This window comes from Secundilactobacillus collinoides DSM 20515 = JCM 1123 (assembly GCF_001435975.1).
Classification (GTDB): domain Bacteria; phylum Bacillota; class Bacilli; order Lactobacillales; family Lactobacillaceae; genus Secundilactobacillus; species Secundilactobacillus collinoides.
Genome location: NZ_AYYR01000071.1, coordinates 1972 through 25603, shown reverse-complemented (window position 1 = coordinate 25603; position 23632 = coordinate 1972). Strand labels below are relative to the sequence as shown.

Sequence of the window (23632 nt, the reverse complement as noted above, 5' to 3'; positions counted from 1 at the left end):
TTCTTCATACCAGTACCTCCAGAGATTTCTGGTTCAAGTACTGGGGTTCGGTCCAGGCAGGGGGCTACTGCACAAGGCACTTTGGTCAGAAAAGTCAGGCCCGGACTTTTCCGACCAAAGTGCCTTGTGCTCCGCCCCCTAAGCGCCTTCTTCCGCACTCTGCTTCTTCCGCACTCTTAATAACTAAGCGCCCTATACGCATCTGCCTTTCGATGTTTCGTCATGCTGGTGTTGGTCAAGCTCGTTCGCTTCACCGTCCACGGGTCATTGTAATAAATTCGCGTGCTCGAATAGCCGGTCACACACACCGCGTGGTTACTGAAACCATCGATGTTTGCCACCCATAAAACGACCAGGTGGTTCTTTCGGACCTGCGCCTTTACTTTCGTTAAGCTGTCGCCCGTCATGTTGATAGCCGATCCGACATGTTTTTTAACCAAGCTCATCAGTCCCGCTGGATAAATGTACCAGCCGGACGTTGAATACGGGCTGCCGACAAACCCCTTATTTGGATTACTGCTGCGCGGCATCTCCTTAGCCAAACTCAACTTCGTGACGTTGGCCCCCGCAAACTGCAGCATCATCGTCGTCGCGGTGATTTCACAGCCCGTTGGCAGCTCTGGGCGTTGGCCAATCAGTGGGGCAACCACCCGATAATAGGATTTCAGTGTCCCATTGACACCCATCCAGCCAACCTGTTTGTGGTTGTACAAGAAGCGGACCCACGTTCCCTGCGCCGTCGTTTCCGTCCGGGTCACGTGAATAAATTTACCCGCATAGTCCTTGCCGTGAGCGGTAGCGGTCACGTTCGCAGCCGAGGTTTTATAACCGCCCGTGGCGTAAATCCCGTAGTTGTGGCTCGTGTTAGGTCCAACCTTCGTGTAATAATCTACCTTTTTTAAATTTGAAACCTGATAGTAAGTCGTTGCCGCCTTTACCTGTGGTGTGGCCGCAATCCCGCTCATGCCTAACAGTCCGCCCATGACTGCCAGCAAGAGCCAATGTCGTTTACGCATGGTCTTCGCTCCCCTTTACCTTTTCTTAAAGTTATTATAGAACATATCGCTGTTTTCGGGTATAAAAAAAGCAGAACCCGCGTGGATTCTGCTTTTTTGAGTTAGTTAGTTTGTTTGTTAGAGCGTAGAAACGTGTGCCAGAAGGTCGCTCGGTGCGTCGCCTGCTAAACGCCCATTGACCACATTTTTTACCAAAGTCCTAATTTTCCAGCCAACTTAGCCCGGTCAACATCCCGTTGCGAGACGGATGCTGATTCCAAACGTGAATCATTGGCATCCTTTGGCCCATTCCAGGTGTATTTCCCGTTAACCGCGCTGCTGAACCCATCATCACTGGTTTCTGCATACATAATATCGGTTAAATATGGCGTGTGGTCCAAGCTCAGCGCATGGCCTAGTTCGTGGGTCAAAACACCGCTCCAGTAATCACTTGCTGAAGGAGCAGCCTGCTTTTGCGCGGCAATCAACTCGTTATAAAGTTTCGTACCTTCAGTGTAGTATTCCTGCTTCTTTGTGGCATTGGTCTCAGACTTGTACTCTGTCTTGACCGTTTCATACTGATCATAAAGGCTGCGAATCGTTGGCGTATCGGCCACACTTTCCATGTAGCTCGGGTCGTTGAGGTAATTTGTGCTCAGATAGATGTGCGTCCCATCGTATAAGCCGTCCCACTCGCCGGAAGTCTTAGTCGCCATGACGATATCGTGCGTCTTTGCCGTGCCGAGAACGAAGACTTTTTTACCCAGAGCCTTGTTCCAAGTATTCATAGCCGTCTCTGCATACGATTTGATTGCACTTGATTGAATGTAGATTCGTGCCTGATTATTGCTGGTAAAGTGCGTCATGCTTGTTGAAATCAAATTGAAGTTCTTCTCCAATGTTGACTTATAGGCACTGTAAAATGCTGAATTTTGATTCAGAATCGTGCTGGACGGATCCAGATCAGTCCCGCTGCTGATTGCGGTACTCAACGCGCTGGCCGACATGATCTTGACCGACTTCAAATAGGTCCGGTTGACCCAGCCAGCCTTCTTCTTGTCAGCAGATTGGATGTAGTAATAATAATGGTACTTGCCGCTGACTTTAATTTTTTCGTGTTGCTTTGTATAGAAAACGGTACCGCTATAATTGCTCAGCTTAAACACATGCTTAAACGAGCTGGAATACGCGTAAGCCTTCTTTGCTTTGCTGGTATTGATCTGATACGTGTGCGATCCCATTGCCTTTCGCCAGACCACCTTGATCGACGATGCTTGCGCGCTGGTCGTTTCCGTGCTTGGTAAGACCGCTGTTGCAGTCAACCCAAGTGTCATCGCAGCCACCGCTAATATCCCAAATTTACGCATGTGTTTAGCCCCCTAAAAGCCTCTAACTCTAAATTTTGAATCGAAAACTGTCCTGTTATCGCTATTCTAACACAGTGTTAACCGTTTCAGAAATATCGTGCGTGAAACTTATTGCCCCTAACTGATAACTGTCAGGGCTTCTACCGACCACACATTATAGTGAATCAATACCGGTAATTCAAGGATGAAATTATTAAATTAGGATTCTCAGATTGCTTTCACCCACAAACCCTCTTTAACCCAGCATATTTATCACGTATTACTCGTAAGCAGCCCTAAATAAACCGGAATCTATCTCAAAAACGGCTCTGACCAGAAAATCACCACCCGGGATTTTCTAATCAGAACCGTTTTTGTTCCGTGTCTTCTCTATTTACCATAAACCCATCTTGTAGGCTAACTTTGCGCGACTGACATCACGGCTCGACACGGTTGGTTTCATTAAACGAGAAGCGTTGGTATCTTTAGGGCCAGTCCAAGCATACTTACCCGCAACTGCAGCCGTTAAGCCATTATTACTCTTCTCGGCATACATAATATCGGTCAGGTATGGCGTATGATTCAAGCCCAACGAATGCCCCAGTTCATGGACCATAATAGCTGACCAGTAGTTTGACTTCGTCGGGGCGGCAGCCTTCTTAGCAGCTAGCAAGGCGTTATAAGTTTTAACACCCTGATTATAAGAAGCCACCCGTGCCTTATTGTTGGTTAATTTGCTGTACCGGCTCAAGAAACTCATGTACTGGGTATACAGGGAACGCGTTTTGGCCGTGTTCCCGAGGCCTTTCAGATAGCTGGCGTCATTTAAACGATAACTATTTATGGTCAACGTTTTACCGTTGTTCATCCCATCCCAGGCGGTGCCGGCATTTCTGGCGGTCACCACGAGATCATGCTTATTTGCGGTTCCAGTAACGAACACCTTCCGGCCAAGGGCCTTGTTCCAAGTGTTCATGGCAGTCTTTGTGTACGATTTCAACGACGGACTTTTGACGTAAACGTAGGTTTTGTGATTGTGGAACGTGGTGATTTTCTTGCCCATGTTGAAGTTTTTGGTCAATGAAGTACGATAACGACTGTAAAACGAACTTGACTGCGACAATATCGTTGCGGAGGGTTTCAAATCAGTATCCTTCTTGATGGCCGCGTTCAACGCCGCCTGCGAAGTAATCGTTTTTGCAGCAGATACCTGCTGCGGGTTGACTGCAGTTGCGCCTACTCCTCCCAGTAGTAGACCAACCAGGGTCACCGCTCCCCACTTATTCATTTTTACTCCCCCTAATTCTTAATAGGGCTATCCCCTGCCCTCTAACTATACATTATCATGAACAGATGTCTTCACAAACATAAATGCATTTTTATTTTGTTTTGTTAAGTGATATTTACAATTCTGTAACTTGGACGTAGTGGTCGGTATACCAGTGGTTTAGCCGTTGTTTAATTAGGAAACTTATTAGTTTTATTGAAGACATCTACGGTTAAATGATCGCGAAATTGTGAAAATGAGGTTTCTTGTTTTATGCATTATATTCAGCTGTAATTGTATATAGTTGCAAAGTTTGTTTTGCTCATTTACGGCTTATTAGGAATCTTAAATATTGGGACTGTCACAGTATTTTTATTCAAATAAGACGCCGAAAAAGTAAATCTTTCGGCGTCTTATTTTCTGATTTGTTTAGATTTTAGTTCTGTAGAAAAGGGAAGTATCTATTCAGATACAGTATTTTTGAGGCTGAACGAGCTGCGCAATCTCAGGGGTTTCTGACCTCTAGGATTTGTGCAGCACTCTATTTATTTTCCCTCTTACATTGTAAAAACCCCGTTCTGCTTGCTAATTTCACATTGCCGAAACGTGTTCCAGGAGGCAAGGGGCTACTGCATAAGCAACTTCCGGCACAAAATCCAAACCCGGGATTTTATGCCGAAAGTTGCTTATGCTCCGCCCCTTAAACGCCTCCTTCCACACTCTACTCTATTCCCAAAATCAACCTAATCTCATCATCCGTCAGTGAACCCTTATTCTGTGTCCCGCTGAGTACCTGATCCACGAAGTTGCGCTTCTTTTCCTGCAACTTGTAGATTTGTTCCTCAATGGTACCCTTTGTTATCAGCCGGTACACTTCGACCGTGTTTTTTTGGCCGATTCGGTGGGCTCTGGCTGTTGCCTGGTCCTCTACCGCTGGGTTCCACCAGAGGTCTACCAGGATGACCATGTCGGCGCCGGTCAGGTTCAGACCGGTACCCCCGGCCTTTAATGAAATCAGGAAGATGTTCTTCTCACCGCGGTTGAAGGCGTCCACCATATCAAGGCGGTCCTTTGGTTTCGTATCGCCCTTCAGCACGTAGGTTGGCAACCCGTTAGCTGTCAACTCATCCTCGATGATGCCCAGCATCGTCGTGAACTGCGAGAAAATCAGGATGTGGCGGTCGGAATCCACCGCCTGGCGAATGAGTTCGTTGAGCTGTTCCAGTTTCCCAGATTCGCCTTCGTAATCATCCATGTACAGGGCCGGTGTGTCACAAATTTGCCGTAACCGGGTCAGCCCCGCTAAAATTTCAATCTTGTTTTTGACAAAAGCTTGCGACGACAAACCGCGGACCTTGACCTGCATCTGTTTGAGCTGGGCCAAGTAGACGGTTTTTTGCTCATCGGTCATTTCATTGGTCAAATTGGATTCGACCTTAGGCGGCAAATCTTTCAAGACGGCCGCCTTCTCACGCCGCAAAATGAACGGTTTGACTCTTACGGCAATTTCTTCGGCGGTCAGTTTATTGAATGCACGCTTGTTGGGCAGTAATCCGGGCATGACTAACGCAAAGATAGACCACAGTTCTTCGGCGCGGTTCTCAATTGGTGTCCCGGATAACGCGAAGGTGTTCTTCGGTGTCAGTTTTCGCAAACTCTGATTGGTCTTGGTGCCGCTGTTTTTGACGAATTGCGCTTCATCGAGCACCAGATAGTCCAAATTGGTTTCTTCATAGAGCCGAATGTCCAGCCGGGCGCTGTTATAGCTTGTGATAAACACATCGGCGTCCTGCGCTTGGATGAGTTCACGCCGGTTTTCTTTTGGCCCGTCAACGACAACGGCGTGAATGTTCGGCGCGAATTTCTTGAATTCTTCCAGCCAGTTATAAATGAGGGAAGCTGGGGAAACGACCAGATCGACGTGGTCGGCATTCAGATGGTTGTTCAGTAACGTGATCATCTGCAGCGTTTTCCCGAGGCCCATTTCATCGGCAAGAATACCGCCAAATCCGTGAGAATCCAGCATTTCCAGCCATTTCACCCCAATCGTCTGGTACGGCCGCAGGGTGGCGTTGACCGGCGCTTCGTGCGTAATGTTAAACGATTCTGGATGGGCCAGGTCATTTGTCAGGTGCTTGAAACCTTGGTTGAACTTGGCGTCCTGGCCAAGTGCAGCCTGGACGGCCATTGCCTGGGCGGCGTACACCTGAACCTGACCATTATGCATCTGGCCTTCCCGCCGAATCCGTTTCAAGGCGCCGCTAACCCGCCGGAGTTTGTCATCCAGCATCACTAAGGTGCCATCGGGACGCTGAATGTACGGCCGGTTGACGTCCAGCTGTTCCAGCATGTCATCGACCTGATCATCATCGATCCCCGAAAACGAGAAGTTCACGGACAACAGCCCGTCGCCTTCTGCCACCTGAATGTCAGGTGTCAGCGTATCACCGGAAGCGACCAGATTCTCCAATTCCTCCGAGACAGTCACCTCACCATTACTGCGAAGGTTCGGCAGTTCGGCCACGAAAAACTGGTACAGTTTGTCTGCATCTGTACAGTCCTTTTCCCAGCCGCCGTTAACAAAGGTAAAGCCGAGGCTCTCAACGTAGTTTTTGGCCTGATTTTCTTGCTCAGTATTGCGCCGATCGCTAGGCAGGTCTTTGACCGTTTCCTGATCGTAAATATGGTCGTCATACTCGTACCCAAGCTTTAATTTCAACACGTGTTTCTCATTGCTGAGGTCAAAGTGAATGACCATGTTTTGCCGTTTCAAATCATCCGGCAGCTCAACCACCGCGATACCTTCAACGAAGCTCACAAAATCGATCAGGTCATTCACCTCAGCCAAGCCGAAATGAATGTGCCGGTTCGGTGCCGGTAAATGTGCGACCCGCCGACTATAACTCTCCGTTACCCGGTTAAAGAGCGACACCTGCTGTGCAGTCATTTGATACAGCGTGTCCTGTTTGATAACGATTTGCTCAGTGGGCACGATTACGTTGAAATCCGCCGTCATCGACAGGTCATATCCGCTGCCGACTTTTGACACGTTGAACTGCAACAGACCAGTTTTCGCTTCGAACGGTTTGAAGATCAAATGGTCATATTCAAGACCGGCCTCTTCTAATGTAAAATCAAAGTACTGCAGATTATTAAATAACTCGTTGATCTGATTTAAGACGCCAGGGTTCAACAACAATTTCTTTTTATCTTCCAGCGGTGCCTCATTATTGGGGCCGGACAACGTCACTAGCTGGTCCAGCAAATTGGCCTCAGCCTCCGGAAAATGGCTGCGGGTCAAAACATACTGTTTCCGCCCGCCGGTTTGATACGTACCCTCTTCTTGATAGGTATGCAAAAATTTCTCAATATCCTTAATAACGTAGAATCTTCCGTCTTCATTGCCCACACGCAGCTGCACGAAAAACCGGGTCTCAGAAGAATCCCAGCTCCAGCCGAGGTTGCCGGCCAGCAACGTGACTTCCAGTTTCAATCGGTCATCAGGGTTATCATCTTTCAGCGGTTTAAAGTAGGCTTTTTCCGGAATATTCAACCCAAATAAAAACGATTCAGCAGCACTCATTTGCCGTGCTGGGCTGTCGTTGCCATCAAAGTACATACTGGCATGATCAGTCTCATCTTCGGCAATGTGGCGGCCTTCACCGTGGTCGTTTAAACCGTCAAAGTAGTCTTCAATTGCCTGCTGTTGCGCAGACATCGCACGTTCCTTCCGGGTTTCGATTATCGTCTTTTCTCCATCATGCTTTGTAAAATAGGCATCCCACTGGTCCGGGTGCGCCCGCAGATTATTATAGGTGAGTTTATCACGATAGACTGGGACTGCGGCGTGCAAATACTTACGTAATGCCGCTTCAAAATCAATTCCCACCGTCATATAGTTGTCCGGGTTCAATTGTCTGAGTTCATCCATACTATCAGTCGGTGAAAACAGGCTTTCCAGCGGGCGGCGCTGACGCTGCAATAAAATGAGAATCGCGGCGATGTGTTTACAATACCCATGGCCGGGAAAGTAGGGACACTCACAAAAATCACCGCTGCTGTCTTGGGTCACGGTCACCCCGTACGCACTTGTACCAAATACAGTTGCATCGACTTCTGACCGTTCATTATCAACGTAGTCGATCTGCGCTTTTTCATTTTTGACAATGTCTCTGCCTCTTTGCCAAATGACATCGGGCATCTTATTTTGGGTCATGGTCGTCCTCCTCTTATGTTTTGGTGCTATGTATTGCGGTTTTTGTTTGGTTAAATGCCTTATTTAATAAGTGTTTTCCTTTGTTAAAACGTGTCACAAGGGCTCTGTACCGCAAGCCCGCAACACGGTTGTCATCGAAACGCTGATCACCAATAAACGTTCAAGCGCTAACCTTCATTATACCAGCAAACAAGGGGTGATGTCTTTTTGAGACAACAAAAAAATTGGCACCAGCGACAACTGATTCCAATTTCCTACAGTATACAACTATTGTTATTCTAAGAGCCCCTATAGTTCTTTCAGAATAAGCGTGTAAAACGGTCTTAACGAACAAACACCCACACTGTCAAATGACAATCCCCATTGCGCATTCACGAGTGACAGCAGTTCTCTTTCAACTGCATTCCGGTTAGAAGTTAAGCCGTGTCAAATCATATCGTAGCGTCACCGCTCCGTACAGCTAATACTAATTCACTTTACATACTACTGATTTCGCGTATCCCCATACGTTCCGTCCAAATCCTCCAAGATTTGATTAATGACAGGTGTCATCTAGCACCCGACCATTAACAATCACCGTAACAGGAATTACAGCAATTGCCCCATGTGTACGTAGAAACGGATGATGGATATCCGCTCTTTGTACAGAATCTAGTATAGCACAGAAGATGAATAAAATAAACAAAAACTTCGAATTTGTCTCTTATACCATTTTTGCATGAACATGTTAGAACGTTTTCTCACATGCTACTGCTGTAAGGGATTTGTAGGAATATCGAATTGTGAAAACGTACTAATTTAGTTACAGGACAGTAAAATTTTATACATATTTTATCCGTTTTTATGCGGAATATTCGGCTTTTAAACTGTTTTACCAAGAATTTATTAAAGAAAACACGCTTACATGAAGTTAGTAAATTTCATGAATAAGCGTGTCTTATTTAAATTGTGTACAATTGTTATAGCTCGTGACAACTTCACAATATACATAACATATATTATTGTAATATAAGTAATCCAGATTATCCCCGTTTCCTACGGCAGACAATGCCTAACCCAAGGAACCCTAATAGTGAAAGCCAGAGGCTCGATCGGCCTTCACTCGTCTGCGGTAACGTTTGACCCGCACGACTCGTTTTCGCATTGCCAGCCTGCATTCGACTAGCAGCTTTGGCTGACCGAACACCATCGGATGATGACCCGGCCATAGCGTTCTTGGTTTTTTTAGAGCCGGTTTTTGTTTTAGATTTGGATATAGATTTGGATTTGGACGTTGTTTGACCAGCGGCCCGTTTCACCGTTGACCTTCCAGACTGTTCAGCAGATCCCCCGGTTGCTGAGACCGCCAATTTGGCCGTCTCCTGACGGTCAGAATCCGCGGCATTGCGGCCCGTTTCAGCCGTTTCGGCAGTGCCATCTTTCCCGCCAGTGGCAATCGTAACCGGCGCATCCGCCTGCGTCTTCACATCACCTGTCACCGCAGCTTCGTTGTCAGTCCCCGTATCGACCACTAATAACGGGTCATCCGTCTCGTCAACCACGGTCCCGGTACCAGTATCACCCGGTGTTGTATCCACCGAACTCTCAGGCGCCGTCGTCAAGTTTTCCACGTATACATGGTAACTACCATTGGCGTCTTCAACTGCGGTAAGCTTATTTACAGTCCCGGTTTCGTTCACACCTGCATCAACATCGGTCGTCACCGCGTGCGTGTTTTCGCCAACCACCGTATAGACACGCTGCCCGGTGTCATCCGGATCAGCCAGTACCGTGGTCAGCGCAGAAATGAACTCGAGTTTTGCCTTCGTTGTTTCAAACGTGGTCGCGCCGTTCAGCAGCGACTGCAAATTGGTCTCGCGCACCAGCACATATTTCGTGGTCGTGATTTGCTGGGTCCCAGTATCGTCCAACTGGTGCGAAACTTCTTTAACTAAAACGAGTTTGTTCTGGTTTAAGTCACTGCTCAGGTCCAGTGCCGTTTCGGTCGTTAAACTTGATTCGTGGATCAAAACGGTCTTTTCAACGGTCTGGTCACTAACCGTTTCTGGGTCTTCGCTCACCGAATTTTCCTTGACGGTGGTGTGCTTGTCCTTCGCGGTTGTCGTTTCTGTATCAGTCGTGGTGTCCGTTTCGCTAACGTGTGTCTGTTTTTCAGTCGCAGCAGTGGTCTGCCCGTCCACAGAAACCGTCTGACTTGTTTCCGAGACTTGGGTCTCCTTCTTCGTCGTAGTTGGATCCGGCGTGGTTATCGTTGCCTGTTTCTGGACATCGGTCGTAGTCGTTGCTGTCTCGCTGCCGGTCGTTTGTGTGGTGTGCTCGGTGACGGTTGTCGGCGTGGTGTCATGATAACTAGGCACGGTCTCGCCAGCCGGATCGGCAATCGTACTGGATGCCGTCGCGCTGGCCGAGGTACCCGCATCAGTGCCAGAGGGGGCTGTTTGCGAGACCTCAGCGGGTGCTGTCGTTTCAATCGATTCCCCTGTTTTACCAGTACTATCAGTGCCTGGGCTGTTGTTCTCGGCCGTCCCAGAAGCCCCAGTAGCGGCCGCCCCCGTTGTTGAAGATGTCTGCGTCGTCGCCGTAGTCGTGTCAGGGGTACTGGTTTCACCAGTCGCTTCAGGAGTACTGGTTTCACCAGTCGCTTCAGGGGTGCTTGGCGTATTACCCACTGTCTCGGTTGCGGTACTGGTGGCCGCTTGGCCTGTCGTTGCTGTCCCAGTCGGGCTGGTAGCCGGTGTACCGCTTGTCTCACTTGCAGTACTCGTCACAGCAGTCGAGGGCGTGGTCGTTCCCGACCCACTATCGGCGTATACAACCCCGCCAGAAAGCCCCATCAAACAGATCAGCGTTGCAGAAAATAACCAAATCTTCCCTTTCTTGTACATTTTAAAGTGTCTTGGTGCGGTAGTCAGTTTGTTTATCATTGTGGCTTCCTCCTTTATTCCAAGGCAGATGTTCGTTCGTCTACGTTTAGTTTAAGGGGAAAATGTGAATTATTTATAAAGATTGTTAGATTTTTCTAATTTGTTTTTATTTTTAACCCATATAATAGAAGGAATTTGTTATTTAATTCCCAAAGGAGACAAAAAAACGATTGGATTAAAAGTCCAAAGCCAATAAACATCCTTGAACTCATGACTTTAGTGCCACTGGTTGATTTAGCCTCAATATGGACCAAACGCCATCTACAATAAAAGGCCCCAGCTAAAACCCAATTCGGGTTTCGCTGGAGCCTTTTATATTCTGGAAGCAAAAGCGTCTTTAGTCCCATTTTCTCCTTCGATTAGTCCAGGAGATAAACGCAAACCACGCTTTCTTGGTAACCGAGCGAAAATGAGCGCCAGTCAGCTGAGACCGACCACATAAGCATCTTTACCTCAACTCCCAAGGACGGAATTATCGGCCAAAATTACTTAAATGCCACTCTTTAACCGCCTCACTTCACACTCTTATTCACCCACTTAATAAAGTTAGTCAAATAATTCCCACTCCGTTCAGCAGTAGTATGGCCTTCACCCCAAACGGTGGCGAAGTTCACGCTCTTGACTTGCTTATTTTGCTGCAAAGCGAGTTTCAAGTTAGTTTCCGTCGTCAGCGCCGTATCAGTCTGGTCGATCCCGGTTCTGATCCGCCAGTACTTGGCCACGTTGGACGTGTTGTAACCCTTGTAGTAACTGCTCAAGTAGTAGAGCGGGCTGTATAAGTTCAGCCGTTCCTGCATGGTGCTGCCCTCAGCATCCGTCTTCTTCAAATCGGACTTGAAGGCCTTGCCGTAGCTTGACTTGTAATTCTTTAGTTTCGAATATTTACTACTATTATTATTGATCAGCTTACTCATCGTTGAATCAAAATGGTTAGTGCTGCTGCCGCTGGTGGCAAACAACCCGTTTTCAGTTTCCTGACGGTTGAGACCATCAAACGCACCAACGTCCTTTGAGGCTTCCTTAGAGTTCTTGATGAACGCCTTCACACTGGTGATTGTCGCCGTGTTCTTCTTGGCGTTGTACTTGACCCAGGTACCGTTTTTGTTCAGCGACTTGATGTAAGCCTTGGCTGTCTTGTACGTCTTGTTGCTGGTACTGCTTGAAGAACCGCCTGGCATATTACCGGATGGCTTCGTGCCGGTTGACTTGCCTGACTTGCTGCCGGATGGCAGTTTGCCGCTTGGCTTTGTGCCCGACTTAGCAGCACCGGTGGTCCCGCTCGTATTGGACCCCGAGATGTTCATCCCAGCGGTCATCGAATTCGAGGCCTTGTAAGGGAACGTTGTATCCTTCAGGAAATTGTTTAACGACGTCTCAATTTCCTTCTTCAGATATTTCTCGTAAGAACCGGACGTGTAAATGCCGGTCTTCGATTTCTTCAAGGTCAGCGTCTTGCCGTTTTCATCCTTCAGCCCAATCTTGTTGATGTACTGAGCGAAGTTTTTGGCCATGTCGTTCGACAACGCTTTAGTCCAAGTCCCTGACTTTCGCGTCCCGCTGTTTGAATACTGACCCATGTTCCATTCATAAGCTTCGTTAGCTGTGTCCAAACTAGTAATTGGGCACCAGGCCATCGCGCCATCGACGTTATCGCGGGTGTGTTTGCCGGAAGCGGTGGCCATTGGCGCAACGATCTTCTTTAAGTACTTGGTGTAACCGCGGCTGTTCCCAGTGGCTCCGACCACGGCACTTTCAGCACCGCCGCCGCTCATGCCGAAGGTGAAGATCCGCGATGTATCCCCGGCTAACCGGTTAGCGTTTAAATGCAGGGTCCGGATGGCAGCCTTCATATCGGTGACGCCCCATGGTGACGAACCGTTTGATTTATCGGTGTTGTTTAAGCCCCGGAACCCAGCTTCGACATAGATGAAACCGGCCTTGGTAAACTTGGCGGTTGAACTATCGTAACCCGTCGGCGCTGCCTGAGCTGCGTACCCTGGCGCGTTTACCGGCATCACCATCGGCGCTGTCTTTGACGTATAACCCTTCACTTTATTTTTCGTGTTAAGGGTCAGGGTGTAGGTCTTGTCGCCGTTTGATTTTGCATTGACGTAGCTTGCCGGGACGTAAATGCCCATTGATTCATACGTGGATTTCGTCTTGGTGCCGTACTTCAATCCTACTTGGTAGTACACCTTATTCTTGGCGTTGTATTTCCACTTCTTGTTGCTGATCAGCAATTTTTTTGCGTTGCTGACATCGCTCTTGGTCACTTTCTGACTAGTCGTCGTTACGGGTGCCTTCGTTGTGGAACTGGTCTTTTTGGTTGATCCGCATGCAGTCAACACTAAAGCCACAGCACTCACGCACCCCAAAATGGTTAAAACACGTTTTGGTCGCATATCCCCGAACCTCTTTCGTTAGTAGTTTGCGTGAACCAATATGTACTTAATAGGTAGCCCTGCCTTACTTGTATCAACGTGCCCGACTGTCGGATGCGCGTTTCCCTCTTTGTCATTAGTACCAGCAGTTCACACCGTTAGTTTACCAAAGAAAGGTTAAGTAAATCTTGAACAAACACTCGAAAACGACCACTTTGTTCCATATAGAACGCAGTTGCTATGTAATACCACATTAATTCGATATATGATGTTTATTTGTCACCTGTAGCATTACTGCACATTGTAACTTCCCTGTCCCATACCCTAAGAAGTTCTTAATATTGGCGTAAAATAGTCAATTTCTACTGTGACAAGCTTAAATCACCCTTAAAAATCGATTTCATTTGAATTTCTATTTTGTCACCGAAGTTTTAAAGAACAATGACATACCACATTTATCAAAAATATGATGTTATAGTTCAAGTGTTGTTAGCGATGTGCTAACGACACCTACTATTTTTTCATAAGGAGTGCGAATGATATGAAATCAGGGATGAAGAAATCTCTCTATTTAGGGTTAGCAGCAATCTCATTAGTCGCAGCGGGGGCAGCTTCTAGCACCACTGCAAGTGCGAAGTCGTATGCGACAGTCAAAACAAACAAGACATTGACTACCACGGCATCAACACGGAACGTCGCTTTGACTGGAACCAACGCCATCTATACGAAGGCCGGTACCGTCAAGGGCGCCAAGTTAGTTGCCACTAAGACAACCGCTAAGAAGTTAGCCGCTTCAACCAGTGGTAAGAATAACTTCCGAGCATACAAAGTTGCCACAACCAACCGTGGTTCCGTCTACTACAAAGTTGTTTCATTTGACGGCACCTACCGTGGCTGGGTTTACGGTGGTAAGTCAACCTCAGCCTTCGCTGGCGGCGTAAAGTCTTACGACACCACCACTAGCGCAACCGCCCCATCATCGACGGCCAAATACAAGTTGAGTGCTTCGACCAGTTCAACAGCTAACACACTGTTCTACTCACAACCACAGTACGCCGAATACAAGATCGGTCGGGCTAAGGTCAGCGGTTCTGTCTTAACATCAACCAGCGCCTATGCCGATTCGACCTTTACCTTTAGCGCCGCAGAAAAGGCCTCACGCGAAGGCGACACTTGGTATCAAATCGCTTCCGTTGACGGGTCAACCACGAACGGTTTAGTCGGTGCCTGGGTTAAATCTTCAAACGTTTCCCAGACCAATGCTGAACCAACCGCGACTGACAACAACAGTGTCACTGTCGAATACGAGACCTCTAACGGTAACGTTGTCGGCACCGCTTCTGACAAGTTCATTGCGGCTTCCGGCACTTCAACCACTGAAGGCCAAACCGTTTCGTCGAGTGATCAGAACACAGATGGCGATACTTTGACTGAATTTGCGACAGCAAACGTGCCATCAGGCTACACCATCACCAGCACCTCGCAATTAGCTAGTGCCACATATGGTGGGACAACCTACGTCACAGTTGCAAAAGCTGATACCTCAAAAGTTTCATTTGTCGATGGCAACTACAACAGTCTTTCATCATCTGATTTTGCGGACGGCTATCCATCATTGACAACGACTCAGCAAGAAGCCTTAACGGCAAGTGACGGTACAGCATTCAGTTCATCTGACTTTGCAACTAGCGGCTCAATTGGATCTTTGTTCTCAGGAACTTCTACGAATGTCACTGTCTACGATGATGCAACAACTACGACTGCCGATACGAACTCACCTTTGAGCGGGTACTATGGTCAAACCGCAAGCAATGGTCGTTCATACTTCTACGTCTACGATGCAACGAAGACGCAAAGTGCTAACTCCGGCTTAAGCTATGGCGATACGATCAAGATTGTCTTTGATAAGTACTACGCCACAACACCAAGCACCACTACGACTACTGATACTGGTAACACTAACTACGTGGACTAATCCCTCAAGTTAGTTCATTTTTCTAAGTCATTCTGGTATCTCCTCCAAACATATAGTTGAATAAAAAATAGTAATAGTGATCGTATCGAACGGGGTTTAAAGAGAGCCCGGCTGCGAAGTACGAGGCTAGAAAGCCGGTCGAATCCGTGATGGATTCGACCGGCTTTTATTGTGTTTTGAATAGTTCTATAATATTTTTATTAATTTTCCTGTAATCATGATGTATACTTAAACCATCAAATATCATTATTGGAGGCCTTTTTTTGAAACACGCGATTAAGGGAATTCTGACCCTGATAATTGCCATCACCTGCCTAGGTATCACTAGCAATTTCAGTAGCGTCAGTGCAGCGAAACGCCACTATACCACCATTCCAGTAAAACTGCGTGGTACTTGGTATCATCGAGACAGCTATGGTTACGACAAAGTAGTCTTTTCGAAGTATCGGTTCTATTTTAAGGGACCTAGCGATGTTCACGGTACCAGTATTTATGGTAATCATTTCCATAAATACGGCATGGGGCATAGTGACTTGTTTGTTCAATACTATAAGAACGGTTATTATGATATCGGTCAGTATGCTTCTGATGAATGGCCTTTCTGGAAACGAAATGGTGCCCATATTACGCAATTTGTTCCAGGATTGGGTGGGCCATCGCACTTTTATGCTTATTACAGAGCTAGTCATTTTAAATGATTATCAAAATAGCGAAGCTGATTTTGGAATGCTGAACGCACAGGTTTTGACCGCAATTTTTGGTTGAAATGCCTTTTTGGCACAGCGCCTAGTCTTGCGACATCTGTTCCAGCTCACTTGTTTAGAAAAGTCTAGGAATATTATAACTTGGCTCAGCGAAGGAAGCGACTTCTTCCAACGTCAGTTTTGCTCACCTTTTTTATTTAATTAAAACCATCTAGTCGGTCAGTCACAACATTTAAAGGTCGAGAATCAACGTGACTTTTTAGCGTGCTGACCATTTTTTGTCAGCATTATCATTTGCATACTCACCATTCGGTTTTCTAATTCACGATTAAAGCCATTTTTCACGACATAAAAAAGGCCACCTATTTCGGTATTTCATCGAAGTAGGTGGCCTTTACGTCACACTAATAAACAATCAGATGTTATCAATAACTACTATTTAACTGCAGTGACCGTATAGTATGCATTAACTTGAAGCTGCACATTTGCGCCGGTGCCTGCTGGATCAGCGTCAAATGAAGAATAGGTAGCAACATATTGATTATTATCTTTGCCTGTAAACGTGAATGAATCAGCATTTGCGGCTTTCAAAATGTTCAACACTTGAGTATTGGTAATTGAAGTACCAGTAGCAATTTGGTATTGTGCTTCCTTGCCAACAGTACTCAATGCTGCCTGAATGGTTGCATTAGTGATTGGCGTTTGTTTGTCTGATGCATAACGTAAGTTGAAACTGATGGACTGCGTCTTATCCGTAGCAGTACTTGAACTCTTAACATAGAAGTTAACAGTAGAACCGCTCTTAGCAGCTGCAGCATCCGTCAAGTTCGCAAACGAAGCCGAACTGTTATTGTCTGTATCATTTGCAACGTAACCCGTAGGAATGCCCTTCAAAATAGCAGTAAAGGCAGTCCCGCTGGTCAAGTTAGTTGAAGCCGCAGTGGCTGAAGAAGCGTATGTGCTGAACGGCAGGTTCAAGGTACCAACGCTCTTGGTCGTTGCGATATCAACGTAGTTAACAGTAACGCTGTTAGTATCTTGAGCTAAGCCCTTCGCGTAGATCCAGCCAGTGATTGATGGTGTCTGGTCATCAGTGACCTTGTAGTACAATGAGCCTTCGCGAGTCTTAGTTTCGGCAGCTGATACGGTAAAGGTATCGGTTGACTTGTAAGCACTCATGTTGATCTTAGAAGCCTTGTACTGGGTATAAACAGGGTTGTTCCAAATTGTGTTTGACTTAACGTTCTTGATTGTGTAGCCAGTGGTCGTCGTTGGTGTCGTAGCAGTCTTAGTCGTGTTGGCTGAGGCAATCCCGCCGCCAAAGGCAGTTGTCGACTTACCACCGTAGATCCAGCCACGGTACTTGCCGTCAAAGGAAACAATCTTGTAGTAGACCGACCCGCGGTTTGTTTTCGCAACTTGATAAGCACGGAAGTAGTTCTTTGAGCTCTTTGACTTGGCCAAATTAGCCATGGTTGTCTTAGTGGCAACGAGTTTTGCACCCTTTAAAGTCCCAGCCTTAGTGTATAAAGCATTGGTTCCGTTTGGCGCAACGTTACGGGTAGTAGCGTCCGTCTTCAATAACGAATTTGATGTTACTTTCGCATATGAAGCAGCATCAGCCTTAGTAGCAAAACCGGCAGTTGCCAATACAGAAACAGCAGCTAAGCCGAAATACAGTGATTTTTTCAAACCTGATTTCATTCTTGCACTCTCCCCTAATTCATCATTTGTTATCACACAATAATGTCTCATTGATCGACACACGGTCAACATCTTAAGAATATCATTATTTAGTAATTAGTTCAATTTATTGAGAAACAATCTGTCGGCAAAAATTAACGCATATGTTGCGCGCGGAATAACCAAGAAAATCGCCTGAATGATAACCACCAAAAAGCGCGTCATGGTGGCTAAATGTGCCACGCATAACGTGCTATAAAAGATTATTCAACTGTCGTTTTTTCGCACAGGTTCCCAATCATTCTGATGCGGCTCTCAAACTATGCTCTGATTGCAAGTTTATTTTGAACATCGTTTTTATTATTAAAAGGTAAAACTTCGATATTGTGTTTTAAGAGACTCTCTGAGAATACGCGCTGTTCGTCAGGGACTGCAGGCACAATAATACTAAACGGAATATCTCCTAATTGTTTTGATTTTCGATAGTTAAGGGTGTCTGCCCATATTCCTATTAATTGTTCCACGAGGGCTTTGGACAAACTATTATAAACATTTACAAATTTACGATCGTTTACAGTTAAATTAAAAACAAAATCGATATTATAATTCAACTGTGTTTGTCCCTGCATTGACATTCCCTGCAAGATGCTATAGATATTCTTTTGCTGTTTAAAGTAAGTATTAACATCTTCCAAGAACACACTGCGAGTGTTAGAGCGACTCAAGTATATCAAGTCGGAAACCTGAATGAGGGTTTGCGTTAAGTCATTGATTGTTTGTGGGATTTCGTTACGAGTCGCACGTCCTATTATTTCACCACTTTCTGATAAAAGAGTATCATTTTTATTCAGAATCGACATTAAATTCTGAAACCGATGAGATTTTTTATCCGTCAAATCAACACCATGACTCTTTAAATTCCAAATTGTATATCCTTGGTCAGTAATAGTGTAGATTCCATTAGAAAGCACAATCAGCAACGAAATACTATCACCAAAAGGATCTGTAAAGGGCGTGTTTATTCGTAGCTCAGTGTCACTAACCATTTTAAACTCATTACTTTTTTTTATAAAAGACAGCCACTCCTCAGCAATGTGATCAATTTGTGTACTAAGCTCATTCATTTTTTCACTTCTTTCCACTATCACCACAAATCAAAATTCCTCGAAATCGTAATTTGAAGTCGATTCTGTTTATGAGTATTGGTATAGTCCAGTAATTCCTTTAATGCAATCAAAAAGTCTCCTGTATCTTTTATGTCTTCATATGGCAGCGGATATGCCTTAATATGTGTGAAAGAGTCGTTTTTTTGGTAAAATTCTTCTTCTGAAAAAATTTCAATCCGATGGCCCCACACTTTGCCATCTGAATTATTATGAAATTTCGAATCTAAATTAATTCTGACTAGCGTTAGCTTGGTTTTCAAATCCATTAAGTTAATATGTGTATTATCAGTCGCATACATATAGTTCACTTGATACTGGCGTTGAATACCATCTTTATTTGATTCTAACATGAACTGACCTTTGTCGTTCTTGGAAAGATTTTTTATATGCTTTTTCAAAACATTTTTTAAACACTTTATTAACTTTTCTGCTTGAATATCATCCAATTGCAATTTATTCATTCTAAATAATTCTCCCAATTTTAATTTCGACAAAATCACTATATATTGTTTATTTTATAGTATGAATGATTAATAAATTTTAATATGTTAATAAAATAATAATACAGTAATAAAAACGCATTCGCAATCAAAATCACAAAGCTATAATCTATGCTGAATCAAAACTTTTTTCTCCAACAAAACAATTCTGACAGCATGGATTACTCACTAATCCTTTGTCAAAACAACAATTAAATTGAGTACTTTTAACCCACATTACTCTTGAACACGATTGCTCTAACTTGTCGAGAAAGTGTTTATAAATGCTACGGCCTCATTAATCGTAGGAAAAGAAAAGGAACAAGGTTTGTTTTGCCCTTAAATTATATCTCTAGTACACCATAAATTTCTGCCCAAAATCGATCAATTCATCCGTAGTCTCGCCGTGTTGCCCGTCAAAAACCATACGCGCCGTCTGCACCTCGCCAGTCCCAAATGAAAATTTCTCAGACAGGATTTATTTTAACCCACTGTTTTCACCCGCCCCAATCCTCTACAATGACCTTGTCAATCAAATTCCCATTGATTGACACATCCCATAGAACAACCAGTTTAGTCTTCATGGCAATTCGCCCTAACGTCGAGGAGGCGATAGGTAAGGCCTGTAACATCAATTAAGATGGGCACACACACCACAGTAATTCACCCCTAAGAAAAGATAGTCGTGTCACACGCATCGCTCACGGAGACCTGCAGGTGCAAATCGGATGCAGGCACCTAACCCAGTAACGAATCAGCTGATCACCATTACGCGTAGGCCAAATGAGCGACCCGCTCGCTTGATAGTCATCAGAAGCTGGCAGCCGCGCCCAAACAGCTGCCCGTTCCGGAACGATTTCTCATTGTTTCATCAGCGCACACCTTAAAAACACCCTTGTCATACTATCAATCGAACACGTCATTTTCTCATACGCCAGCGCGTGAATCCATCGTCCAGACACGATGCGATCATCTCGGTGCCGTTACTGCGTTTCCCGGCCGTCAGCGTCATTTGAATCCCAAACACCATGACACTGATGCAACAAGCCGGCCGTTGCCGATTGTATCTTGCGCAAAACGCTGGCTCTCCGCGTACTCACAAGCGCAAAACAAACCAACCATCTTAAGTGCTGATCACCGGTCACTGCTCCGACCGTATCAGGTTACAGTCCGAATGCCAAAGGCGCCCACCTGTTATAAAGATGGGCGCCTTTATGGGCCGTGAAGCTCGACTATTTAAAAACCAGTCAATAGAAAAGAGTGTGTTACATGATGCAAAAATTAACCATCATTGTTCCAGCTTATAATCACGAATCAACTCTGCACAGCACGATCCAGCAGTTGCTGCGGGTCGAAGATGACCTCCTGCACCACGACACTATCGGCTACCGAACCCGGCTGCTGGTGGTTGACGATGGCTCCCGCGATCAGACCTGGCAGACTATTCAAGACGAGCATCAGTTCAACCACCGTGTGACCGGTATCAGACTCAGTCGGCACTTTGGTTATGATAACGCCCTGTTGGCCGGCCTGCAGTCGGCGGTAGCGACTTCGGACGTAATGCTGACGATTGATGCCGAGCTGCAAAACGACCCGGCAATCATTCCCGCTATGCTGGGTGAATACGGCAACGGTGCGGATATCGTTGCGGGTCAGCCGGTTAACAGCCACCCTAGCGCAGCTGCACAACCGATGATTGCTAATTTCCGTGTCATGTCAAAACGGGCTGTGCGCGCCTTGCTGGCCTATAAGGAACACGATTTAAGCATTGCAACTACCATTCCAATGCTGGGCTTTACAACTGCCAGTGTCGCGTATACGCTGCGTAAAATAAACACGAAAAAACAACATCGCGCCCGCTACGCATCGCTCAAAAACACCTGGGATAACCACTTTGCGAATTCTCTGACACCGGTTCATGGCGTCGTTATCCTGGGTGCTGCCTGTGGTGGATTGGGTCTGCTGGCGCTCGGCTACTCGGTTATCGCTAAAATGCTGGGGACCACAACGTTGGGCTGGACCTCGCTGATGAGTTCCATTTGGATCACCGGCGGCATCTTGATGGTCAGCATCGGCTTAATTGGCGAGTACGTCGGCAAAATTCTGACGGAGACCCAGCAGCGTCCGCGGTTTACGATTGAAGAAGAGATTGGGACTCAGGAAGCGGTCATTCGACAGTTTGATAAAGCAGTTTAAGCAAACCATGTTTTTGTGAATTGTTAAATGCTATCCTGTATTCTGCATGATATACACCCTTTCAATGCAACAATGTCTCCCAAAATAGCTTTGTTCACAATTATGAATATAAAAATAGACTCGCAAATTTCAACAACAGAAATTTGCGAGTCTATTTTTATATGAGAAAACGATTACAATACTCACTATTTTAAAATAATCGTTGACAATTCTTCGAGTCTGGTATATACCATTACTATCAACTCATGTTACTAAACTTAACATGTATTAGTTGAATTAATTGATTTACCTTAATTTTAATCAATTAGATTGACTAAAAAAGATTGGTTTTTAAAAAAGGAGAGATAATATCAGTACATGTAATCAGTCAATCGTTGATTTTTAGAGGCTATCAGTGTTGACAGCTCATGTTCAAAAACATGACATATCACTGGAGAATTATAGAACAATACTGTTTATAAAATAGAGGCGAATCATATGGAAAAAAAGCAAAAACTTGAACGAAAAATTGGCACATTCCAAGCTATTACAATCAATATGTCACAGATGATGGGTGCCGGCCCATTTATTACTATTCCGTTAGTAATCAGTACAATGGGCGGGCCACAAGCCATATTTGGTTGGATTGTCGGTGCCTGTTTGGCCTTATTAGACGGTCAAATTTGGAGCGAACTTGGTAGTGCACTCCCCGGTGAAGGTGGGACGTATAACTTCTTTAAGGCTGCGTTCCATGACAAAACTGGGAATTTGATGCCTTTTCTCTTCATCTGGTCAATCCTGTTAGCCACACCACTGACATTGTCTAGCGGTGCGATTGGTCTTGCAGATTACGTAAAGTTTTTCATTCCAAATATCACTGGTTTACAAACAAAATTAATTGCAGCGCTGGTTACAATAATTGCTATCGCACTTCTTTATCGTCGTGCCACCAGTGTTACAAAAATCTCAGTGGTTTTGTGGGCAGGGATGATATTAACCGTAGTTTTAATTGTTGGCACCAGTGTTTTGCACTTCGATCCTAAATTAGCCTTTTCATTTCCTAAAAATGCTTTCGTGCCCTCTAACTTTGTCAAGGGACTAGGCGCTGGTATGTTGTTATCTATATACGATTACCTTGGTTATTACACCTCAGCTTATATGGGTGATGAACTAAAACAACCAGGTAGAACAATTCCACGTTCAATCACATTATCGATCATCTTTGTTGCCATCATTGACCTATTGATGAACATTGGTACAATCGGCTTTATTCCATGGCGCCAAGCAGCTAAAAGCACCAACATTGGCTCGCTGTTTATGACTCGTGCTTGGGGACATACCGGTGGTTTGATTATTACCATTTTAATCATCTGGACATGTTTTGCATCCGTATATACAGGGCTTTTAGGTGCCTCTAGAATTCCTTACAACGCTGCACGTGATGGTGTTTTCTTTAAAAAGTTCGCCCATCTGCACCCAAAGTTGAAATTTCCTAACTATTCTCTTTTAGTCATCGGCGGTATTATGGTGGTATGTTGTTTCTTTGACTTAACCACTGTAATCAACGCGTTAATGGCAGTGCAAATTGTCGTACAATTTATGGTACAAATCATTGCATTAAGCGTGCTAAGAAAGAAGAAGCCAAATCTCAAACGTCCCTTCAAAGAAATCTTATATCCAATTCCAAGCATCATTGCTTTCATAGGTTGGGGATTCGTCTTTGTTTCATCTGGAAGCACCTCAATTGGTATCGCTATCGCTTGGACCGTTCTAGGCGGTTGCGTTTATCTGGTTCGTGGTTATCTTAAAAAGGATGAATGGCCATTTAACAAAGGCAAAGCGTTGATTGATGTCGAGGAAAAACCATTAAGTAAGGAAAGTGAGACGATCGAGTAATGAATGCCTTGGGAAAACAGTATCTATTAGCTATCGATTTCGGTGGCACAAAAGTGGCCATACGACTGATGAACCATAATGGCGATATTCTGGACAGTGAAAAACAAATTATCACAGGAATGGATGGCATTGAAATTTTAAAGCTAGTTTTCAAAATTTCTGATAAACTGTGCCAAAGCCATAAAGAGGATATTGCTGCGATTGGCGTCAGTACCATTGGCATTGTTGCTGGTGACCATTTAGAGTTAGTACCGACAATTAAGAACTGGGATAAAATCAATTTAAGAGCTGAATTTGCTAACTTTTTCTCGAACACCCCCCTTTATATCGAAAACGATGTCAAGGCAGCCACCTATGGTGAGTTGATAAATGGCGCCTTGCAAAACTCGAAGTCAGGTATTTATCTGAATCTCGGAACGGGTGTT

Annotated in this window: 15 protein-coding genes; 6 read left to right on the top strand and 9 right to left on the bottom strand. The window is 45.3% G+C overall.

The genetic code is table 11. The features are described 5' to 3' along the window. Positions 1 to 176 precede the first annotated feature (176 nt). The 6 genes from FC82_RS11740 to FC82_RS11710 all read right to left on the bottom strand — a co-directional run bounded on the left by FC82_RS11740 (position 177) and on the right by FC82_RS11710 (position 13150). Complete coding sequence (locus tag FC82_RS11740; RefSeq protein WP_056997097.1) at positions 177 to 1016, bottom strand: C39 family peptidase; 840 nt, start codon at positions 1014 to 1016, stop codon at positions 177 to 179. Positions 1017 to 1204: 188 nt separating this feature from the next. Next, positions 1205 to 2362: a M10 family metallopeptidase domain-containing protein gene (locus FC82_RS11735; RefSeq protein WP_056997096.1), complete on the bottom strand. Its 1158-nt coding sequence runs from the start codon at positions 2360 to 2362 to the stop codon at positions 1205 to 1207. Positions 2363 to 2735: 373 nt separating this feature from the next. After that, entirely contained in the window at positions 2736 to 3629 is an 894-nt protein-coding gene (locus FC82_RS11730) for a matrixin family metalloprotease (protein WP_056997095.1), read from the bottom strand. 700 nt (positions 3630 to 4329) lie between these two features. Beyond that, on the bottom strand, positions 4330 to 7824 hold the full coding sequence (locus FC82_RS11725) for a DEAD/DEAH box helicase (RefSeq protein ID WP_056997094.1): 3495 nt from the start codon (positions 7822 to 7824) through the stop codon (positions 4330 to 4332). Positions 7825 to 8846: 1022 nt separating this feature from the next. After that, a complete protein-coding gene (locus FC82_RS11720) occupies positions 8847 to 10748 on the bottom strand; it encodes a KxYKxGKxW signal peptide domain-containing protein (RefSeq protein ID WP_056997093.1) in 1902 nt (633 codons plus the stop codon). Between the two features lie 512 nt (positions 10749 to 11260). Continuing rightward, positions 11261 to 13150: a subtype A tannase gene (locus FC82_RS11710; RefSeq protein ID WP_056997092.1), complete on the bottom strand. Its 1890-nt coding sequence runs from the start codon at positions 13148 to 13150 to the stop codon at positions 11261 to 11263. A 520-nt stretch (positions 13151 to 13670) separates the two neighbouring features. Here FC82_RS11710 and FC82_RS11705 point away from each other — a divergent pair. Next, entirely contained in the window at positions 13671 to 15104 is a 1434-nt protein-coding gene (locus FC82_RS11705) for a hypothetical protein (RefSeq protein WP_054762315.1), read from the top strand. A gap of 263 nt (positions 15105 to 15367) precedes the next feature. Further along, entirely contained in the window at positions 15368 to 15802 is a 435-nt protein-coding gene (locus FC82_RS11700) for a hypothetical protein (RefSeq protein ID WP_054762314.1), read from the top strand. Between the two features lie 441 nt (positions 15803 to 16243). On the opposite strand, the gene FC82_RS11695 is transcribed toward FC82_RS11700, so the two are convergent. From FC82_RS11695 to FC82_RS11685, 3 genes are all read right to left on the bottom strand, one after another. Then, positions 16244 to 17512 carry a hypothetical protein gene (locus tag FC82_RS11695; protein ID WP_056997091.1) on the bottom strand — a complete coding sequence of 423 codons (1269 nt, stop codon included), beginning with the start codon at positions 17510 to 17512 and terminating at the stop codon, positions 16244 to 16246. Between the two features lie 299 nt (positions 17513 to 17811). Next, a complete protein-coding gene (locus FC82_RS11690; protein WP_056997090.1) occupies positions 17812 to 18615 on the bottom strand; it encodes a DUF1828 domain-containing protein in 804 nt (267 codons plus the stop codon). Between the two features lie 20 nt (positions 18616 to 18635). Next, positions 18636 to 19118 (bottom strand): DUF6978 family protein, encoded by a 483-nt coding sequence (locus tag FC82_RS11685; RefSeq protein WP_056997089.1) that lies wholly within the window; start codon positions 19116 to 19118, stop codon positions 18636 to 18638. Positions 19119 to 20031: 913 nt separating this feature from the next. Here FC82_RS11685 and FC82_RS16910 point away from each other — a divergent pair. The 4 genes from FC82_RS16910 to FC82_RS11670 all read left to right on the top strand — a co-directional run. Then, entirely contained in the window at positions 20032 to 20361 is a 330-nt protein-coding gene (locus FC82_RS16910; RefSeq protein ID WP_161939758.1) for a hypothetical protein, read from the top strand. A gap of 44 nt (positions 20362 to 20405) precedes the next feature. Beyond that, positions 20406 to 21332 (top strand): glycosyltransferase, encoded by a 927-nt coding sequence (locus FC82_RS11680; protein WP_056997088.1) that lies wholly within the window; start codon positions 20406 to 20408, stop codon positions 21330 to 21332. A 477-nt stretch (positions 21333 to 21809) separates the two neighbouring features. Continuing rightward, positions 21810 to 23207 carry an APC family permease gene (locus FC82_RS11675; RefSeq protein WP_065101497.1) on the top strand — a complete coding sequence of 466 codons (1398 nt, stop codon included), beginning with the start codon at positions 21810 to 21812 and terminating at the stop codon, positions 23205 to 23207. An 8-nt stretch (positions 23208 to 23215) separates the two neighbouring features. Beyond that, a partial coding sequence (locus tag FC82_RS11670) for an ROK family protein (RefSeq protein ID WP_162260949.1) occupies positions 23216 to 23632 on the top strand: 417 nt, incomplete at its 3' end.